Annotated in this window: 1 protein-coding gene; it reads left to right on the top strand. The window is 32.2% G+C overall.

Annotated elements, in window-relative coordinates; genetic code table 11:
- Positions 1-163: 163 nt before the first annotated feature.
- A complete protein-coding gene (locus QT979_RS28835; RefSeq protein WP_333312385.1) occupies positions 164-1,411 on the top strand; it encodes an ISL3 family transposase in 1,248 nt (415 codons plus the stop codon).
- The last annotated feature ends 26 nt before the right edge of the window (positions 1,412-1,437 follow it).

Genomic DNA, 1,437 nt, shown 5'->3' with positions numbered 1-1,437 from the left:
GGTTCTTCCTTACTTACTATGCTAAATCAATAGTTAAAGGCGTAAAATCAATTTAACAAATATGTCAAAATGTAAACCAAGTCCTTGTCAGGCTTGACATTTCAGCTAATTTGATTGTTAACTATAAAATAGTTACAAGATTTTTGGGGAGCAAATTATAGTCATGACCACAAAAAAGGGTACTAAATTTCTAACAGAGCTACTGAATATACAAGGAATTAAAGTAACTCAAATGACTCAAGTACCGTACATAGGAATAATCTTACAAGTTGAGTCAATCCATAAAGAAAGTCATTGTCATAGATGCGGTACAAAAAGTAATAGATTACATCAAAACCATCGATACTTAGTAAAAGATTTCTCCTGGGGAGAAAAGCTAGTATTTTTAGAAATAAACAGACGACAATTTAAATGTAAAAAATGTGGCAAACCATTTAGCGAGAAATTGGACTTTGTAAATAACCGAAGAACTTATACAAAACGACTAGCCGATACAATTATTAAGTCTGTCTTGTCAAGTGATATCAATAATGTAGCCAAAGAAGGAGTAGTAACAACAGAAGAAATAGAAAGAATGTTGTCAGATGCCTCACAAGAATTATCGTCAAAACCATCAGGCTTAAAAAAGCTAGGAATTGATGAAATAGCGTTAACTAAAGGTCAAGGAAATTACTGTGCGGTATTAACGGATTTATCAACATCTAAATTAATTACGATTATCAAGGGAAGAAAACAAGAAGACATTGAGCCAGTCCTTAATTCATGGGGATTAGAGGTTTTAGAACAAATAGAAGAAGTAAGTATAGATTTATGGAAAGGTTACAAAACCTTAGTAGAAAAACTCATGCCAAATGCTCAAGTAGTAGCGGACAGATTTCATGTAATGGTACAAGTCAATAAGGAATTAGATAGAGAAAGAAAGCGTGAAAGAAGGGAAATCATAGATTTAAGTAATAAATCTAAATCACCTCAAAGAATAGCAGAATATAAAGAGATATTAGACGGATTGAATGGCAGCAAATATGCGTTACTAAAGAATGAAGAGAGTTTAAAAGAAAAGCAAAAGAGCAAATTAATGTCAGTTAAAAAAGTGTGTCCTCGGCTAGCAATAATGCATAAATTAAAAGAAGAATTCCGACAAATATTTGAAAATAGAAAAACTAATTGGTTGAGGGCATTATTGAGAATTGGGAGCTGGCAGCAAAGAGCAAAAAAATATTTTAGTTCCACTGTAAATACTATCACTAATTGGATCGAGGAAATAATTGCTTACTTTGATAATAGGACAACAAGTGGTGCAGTTGAGGGTGTAAATAACAAGCTTAAGTTAATAAAACGTTCGGCCTATGGCTTTAGGAATTTTGAAAATTACAAAAATAGATGTTTGCTTACTTGGCATTTTAACTGTTAGTTTAGCATACCAAGTAAGGAAGAACC

It is taken from the genome of Microcoleus sp. w2-18bC1, assembly GCF_036700365.1.
Taxonomy (GTDB): Bacteria; Cyanobacteriota; Cyanobacteriia; order Cyanobacteriales; family Microcoleaceae; genus Microcoleus.
This window is presented reverse-complemented; position numbering and strand designations above follow the sequence as displayed.